Raw genomic sequence first — 5,839 nt, 5'->3', positions numbered from 1 at the left:
CACCGCCTAGCCGAGAAGACCTGGTTGGTCTACCAGCGGGAGGCGCAGCGGGTGGCGCGTAGCGTGGTGCTCAAGCTGAAGACGGCGGACTTCCGGACGCTGACGCGCACGGTGACGCCGGCCGTGCCGCCGGCCTCGGCGGGCGAGCTGGCGGCCCTGGCGAGCGCGTTGCGCCATCGGGTGCCGGCGGTGCGCTACCGACTGGTGGGGGTGGGCCTGGGCGGTTTCGTGGACCGGGCGGCGTACCGGGCGCAGCGGGACCTGTTCGGCACCGGATGAGCGGGCGGCGAGCGGCCCGCACCAAAAAACAAACCCCGCCTCGGGAGGCGGGGTTTGCGGAAGGAAGATCCCTGGCGGTGACCTACTCTTGCATGCGAGTGCACACTACCATCGGCGCGGCTGCGTTTCACTTCCGAGTTCGGGATGGGATCGGGTGGGACCACAGCGCTATGGCCGCCAGGGAAGGGGTGGGGTCGGCGCGGCGAGCGCCGGACCCGCAAAGGGGTAAACGAGTGACAAGCGATTTGGAACGGAGCTCGCCTTGATGCGTCATCGAAGCGGGTCCTGGCTCTTTGGAGACGTCCGGCCAGGGATGGCCGGGGCCGTCGCAGAGGGACCTGCACACGCGAAGCGTCTTGGGGTTATATGGTCAAGCCGCACGGCGCATTAGTACGCGTCAGCTCAATGCATTGCTGCACTTCCACATCGCGCCTATCAACCACGTGGTCTACATGGTGCCTTAAGGAGGATCGAGTCCTCGGGAGATCTCATCTTGGGGCGTGCTTCCCGCTTAGATGCTTTCAGCGGTTATCACTTCCGTTCATAGCTACCGGGCGATGCCTCTGGCGAGACAACCCGAACACCAGCGGAACGTCCACTCCGGTCCTCTCGTACTAGGAGCAGCCCCCCTCAAATCTCCAACGCCCACGACAGATAGGGACCGAACTGTCTCACGACGTTCTGAACCCAGCTCGCGTACCACTTTAAATGGCGAACAGCCATACCCTTGGGACCGGCTACAGCCCCAGGATGTGATGAGCCGACATCGAGGTGCCAAACACCGCCGTCGATATGAACTCTTGGGCGGTATCAGCCTGTTATCCCCGGAGTACCTTTTATCCGTTGAGCGATGGCCCTTCCATACAGAACCACCGGATCACTAAGACCTACTTTCGTACCTGCTTGATCCGTCGATCTTGCAGTCAAGCACGCTTATGCCTTTGCACACAGTGCGCGATGTCCGACCGCGCTGAGCGTACCTTCGTGCTCCTCCGTTACGCTTTGGGAGGAGACCGCCCCAGTCAAACTACCCACCACACACGGTCCCTGACCCGGATCACGGGCCGAGGTTAGAACGTCAAGCACTTCAGGGTGGTATTTCAAGGATGGCTCCACCAGAACTGGCGTCCTGGCTTCCTAGCCTCCCACCTATCCTACACAGAAGAACTCAACGTTCAGTGTGAAGCTGTAGTAAAGGTTCACGGGGTCTTTCCGTCTTGCCGCGGGAACGCTGCATCTTCACAGCGATTTCAATTTCACTGAGTCTCGGGTGGAGACAGCGCCGCTGTCGTTACGCCATTCGTGCAGGTCGGAACTTACCCGACAAGGAATTTCGCTACCTTAGGACCGTTATAGTTACGGCCGCCGTTTACTGGGGCTTCGATCAAGAGCTTCGCCTTGCGGCTGACCCCATCAATTAACCTTCCAGCACCGGGCAGGCGTCACACCCTATACGTCCACTTTCGTGTTTGCAGAGTGCTGTGTTTTTGATAAACAGTCGCAGCGGCCAGGTTACTGCGACCCGCCAGCGCTCAGTCACGCACGTGACCACGCCGGCGGGCGCACCTTCTCCCGAAGTTACGGTGCCATTTTGCCTAGTTCCTTCACCCGAGTTCTCTCAAGCGCCTTGGGATTCTCACCCTGCCTACCAGTGTCGGTTTACGGTACGGTTCTCTCAAGCTGAAGCTTAGTGGCTTTTCCTGGAAGCGTGGTCTCAGTCACTTCGCCCAAAAAAGGGCTCGTCTCGGTGCTCGGCATAAAGCATCCCGGATTTGCCTAAGATGCATGCCTACCGCCTTTCCCCGGGACAACCAACGCCCGGTAGACCTAACCTTCTCCGTCCCCACATCGCACTTGAGAAGAGTGCCGGAATATTAACCGGCTTCCCATCGACTACGCATTTCTGCCTCGCCTTAGGGGCCGACTCACCCTGCGCCGATGAACGTTGCGCGAGGAAACCTTGGGCTTTCGGCGTGCGGGCTTTTCACCCGCATTATCGTTACTCATGTCAGCATTCGCACTTCCGATACCTCCAGCAGACCTTACGATCCACCTTCGCAGGCGTACGGAACGCTCCTCTACCGCGCACATTGCTGTGCACCCCGAGCTTCGGTGTCTAGCTTAGCCCCGTTAAATCTTCCGCGCAGACCGACTCGACCAGTGAGCTATTACGCTTTCTTTAAAGGGTGGCTGCTTCTAAGCCAACCTCCTGGCTGTCTATGCCTTTCCACATCGTTTTCCACTTAGCTAGAACTTGGGGACCTTAGCTGCGGGTCTGGGTTGTTTCCCTTTTCACGACGGACGTTAGCACCCGCCGTGTGTCTCCCGGATAGTCTGTCCTGGTATTCGGAGTTTGCCATGGTTTGCTAAGTCGCGATGACCCGCTAGCCATAACAGTGCTCTACCCCCAGGAAGATTCGTCCGAGGCGCTACCTAAATAGCTTTCGAGGAGAACCAGCTATCTCCGAGTTTGTTTAGCCTTTCACTCCTAGCCTCAGCTCATCCCCATCTATTGCAACAGATGTGGGTTCGGTCCTCCAGTGCGTGTTACCGCACCTTCAACCTGGCCAAGGCTAGATCACTCGGTTTCGGGTCTACTGCCAGAGACTATGCGCCCTATTCAGACTCGGTTTCCCTTCGCCTCCCCTAGACGGTTAAGCTCGCCACTGACAGTAAGTCGCTGACCCATTATACAAAAGGTACGCAGTCACCCTTGCGGGCTTCCACTGCTTGTACGTAGACGGTTTCAGGGTCTATTTCACTCCCCTCTCCGGGGTTCTTTTCGCCTTTCCCTCACGGTACTTGTTCGCTATCGGTCGGTCAGGAGTATTTAGCCTTGGAGGATGGTCCCCCCATGTTCGGACAGGGTTTCTCGTGCCCCGCCCTACTCAATTTCACACAACGTGCCCTTTCGCCTACCGGGCTATCACCGTCTCTGGCCGGCCTTTCCAGACCGTTCGACTAGAACATGCTGTGCTTTTGGGCTGCTCCCCGTTCGCTCGTCGCTACTGAGGGAATCTCGGTTGATTTCTTTTCCTCCGGGTACTTAGATATTTCAGTTCCCCGGGTTCGCTTCCAGCACCTATGGATTCAGTACTGGATACCGCTTGCGCGGTGGGTTTCCCCATTCGGACATCGCCGGATCAATGCTTGTTGCCAGCTCCCCGACGCTTTTCGCAGGCTGCCACGTCCTTCATCGCCTCTGACCGCCAAGGCATCCACCGTCTACGCTTGCTCGCTTGACCATATAACCCCAAGTCGCCTCGAAGTTACGCCAAACGACGCTTTCGCCGTTGCCTCAACGACACATCTCGGTTCGTTCGAACCAAAACGCTTGTCACTCGTTTACGTTTTCAAAGAACACGATGCCGGCCTCAACGCCGCACCGTTTCGTCAATCCTGGTGTGCACAGCTACTTCCACGCCCCATCTGGTGGAGCCAGTCGGGATCGAACCGACGACCCCCTGCTTGCAAAGCAGGTGCTCTCCCAGCTGAGCTATGGCCCCATGCGCCTTTGAAGCCTCCGCCCACGGATGGACGGGCTCTTGCGATGGATTCGCGTGAGGTAAATGGTGGGTCTGGGAGGACTCGAACCACCGGCCTCACCCTTATCAGGGGTGCGCTCTAACCACCTGAGCTACAGACCCGGGAACCTTTGCAACTCAACAGAAAACCATCCCTCAGCGTTACCGCCCAAGCGTGGTTTTCTTGATGAGTCCGACCAGGAGGGGTCGGTTTTGCTCTTCGCGACAGGAACGTCGCGTCTGAGCAAACGCTTCGCGTGAAAGTACAGGTGTCTTGTGTGGGCGTCTTGCGGCAGCGGACGCTGTCGCTCTCGAAAGGAGGTGATCCAGCCGCACCTTCCGATACGGCTACCTTGTTACGACTTCACCCCAGTCATGAACCACTCCGTGGTCGTCGCCCCCCTTGCGGTTAGGCTAACGGCTTCTGGAGCAACTCACTCCCATGGTGTGACGGGCGGTGTGTACAAGGCCCGGGAACGTATTCACCGCAGCATAGCTGATCTGCGATTACTAGCGATTCCGACTTCATGGAGTCGAGTTGCAGACTCCAATCCGGACTGGGATCGGCTTTCTGGGATTGGCTCCACCTCGCGGTCTTGCAACCCTCTGTACCGACCATTGTAGTACGTGTGTAGCCCTGGCCGTAAGGGCCATGATGACTTGACGTCATCCCCACCTTCCTCCGGTTTGTCACCGGCAGTCTCCTTAGAGTTCCCGCCTTTACGCGCTGGCAACTAAGGACAAGGGTTGCGCTCGTTGCGGGACTTAACCCAACATCTCACGACACGAGCTGACGACAGCCATGCAGCACCTGTGTTCCGATTCCCGAAGGCACTCCCGCATCTCTGCAGGATTCCGGACATGTCAAGGCCAGGTAAGGTTCTTCGCGTTGCATCGAATTAAACCACATACTCCACCGCTTGTGCGGGCCCCCGTCAATTCCTTTGAGTTTCAGTCTTGCGACCGTACTCCCCAGGCGGCGAACTTAACGCGTTAGCTTCGACACTGATCTCCGAGTTGAGACCAACATCCAGTTCGCATCGTTTAGGGCGTGGACTACCAGGGTATCTAATCCTGTTTGCTCCCCACGCTTTCGTGCCTCAGCGTCAGTGTTGATCCAGATGGCCGCCTTCGCCACTGATGTTCCTCCCGATCTCTACGCATTTCACCGCTACACCGGGAATTCCACCATCCTCTATCACACTCTAGCTCCCCAGTATCCACTGCCATTCCCAGGTTGAGCCCGGGGATTTCACAGCAGACTTAAGAAACCGCCTACGCACGCTTTACGCCCAGTAATTCCGATTAACGCTTGCACCCTTCGTATTACCGCGGCTGCTGGCACGAAGTTAGCCGGTGCTTATTCCTCAGGTACCGTCAGCTCCACCGGGTATTGGCCGATGGCATTTCGCTCCTGATAAAAGTGCTTTACAACCCGAAGGCCTTCTTCACACACGCGGCATTGCTGGATCAGGCTTGCGCCCATTGTCCAATATTCCCCACTGCTGCCTCCCGTAGGAGTCTGGGCCGTGTCTCAGTCCCAGTGTGGCTGATCATCCTCTCAGACCAGCTAGCGATCGTCGCCTTGGTGGGCCGTTACCCCGCCAACTAGCTAATCGCACATCGGTTCATCCCGCCGCGCGAGGCCCGAAGGTCCCCCGCTTTCTCCCATAGGACGTATGCGGTATTAGCGTAAGTTTCCCTACGTTATCCCCCACGTCGGGGCAGATCCCGATGCCTTACTCACCCGTCCGCCACTCGCCACCCAAGGAGCAAGCTCCTCTGTGCTGCCGTTCGACTTGCATGTGTTAGGCATGCCGCCAGCGTTCAATCTGAGCCAGGATCAAACTCTTCACTTAAGTTTTCGATCCGCCGAAACGGACCGGTCTTTCTGAAGCGTTGAACCCAACCGTAAACGTCAAGCTTTGAATTGACTCTTAGGTTGGACGCTTGCATCTGTGGACAGTCATCCCGTCCACCGCAAGGCGCCCACACAAGTCACCTGTGCACACTGTCAAAGATCAATCACTTGCGGC

Annotated in this window: 1 protein-coding gene, 2 tRNA genes and 3 rRNA genes; 1 reads left to right on the top strand and 5 read right to left on the bottom strand. The window is 57.7% G+C overall.

Annotation, left to right across the window (positions count from 1 at the left end; translation table 11 throughout):
• The coding region (locus C7456_RS16605; protein ID WP_484098152.1) for a DNA polymerase IV at positions 1–279 on the top strand (279 nt) is incomplete at its 5' end.
• Between the two features lie 69 nt (positions 280–348).
• On the opposite strand, the gene rrf is transcribed toward C7456_RS16605, so the two are convergent.
• The 5 genes from rrf to C7456_RS16580 form a co-directional block, all read right to left on the bottom strand.
• A 5S ribosomal RNA gene (gene rrf / locus C7456_RS16600) occupies positions 349–461 on the bottom strand.
• Positions 462–645: 184 nt separating this feature from the next.
• Positions 646–3,524: ribosomal RNA gene (locus C7456_RS16595) — 23S ribosomal RNA — on the bottom strand.
• Between the two features lie 185 nt (positions 3,525–3,709).
• A tRNA-Ala gene (locus C7456_RS16590) sits at positions 3,710–3,785 on the bottom strand.
• Positions 3,786–3,849: 64 nt separating this feature from the next.
• Positions 3,850–3,926: transfer RNA gene (locus C7456_RS16585), tRNA-Ile, on the bottom strand.
• A gap of 191 nt (positions 3,927–4,117) precedes the next feature.
• Positions 4,118–5,662: ribosomal RNA gene (locus C7456_RS16580) — 16S ribosomal RNA — on the bottom strand.
• Together the 16S, 23S and 5S rRNA genes with 2 tRNA genes alongside form the textbook arrangement of a ribosomal RNA operon.
• Positions 5,663–5,839 lie beyond the last annotated feature (177 nt).

Source organism: Fulvimonas soli (assembly GCF_003148905.1).
In the GTDB taxonomy this organism is placed as follows: Bacteria; Pseudomonadota; Gammaproteobacteria; order Xanthomonadales; family Rhodanobacteraceae; genus Fulvimonas; species Fulvimonas soli.
The sequence above is the reverse complement of the archived record's forward strand: the minus strand, read 5'-3'. Positions and strand labels throughout refer to the sequence as shown.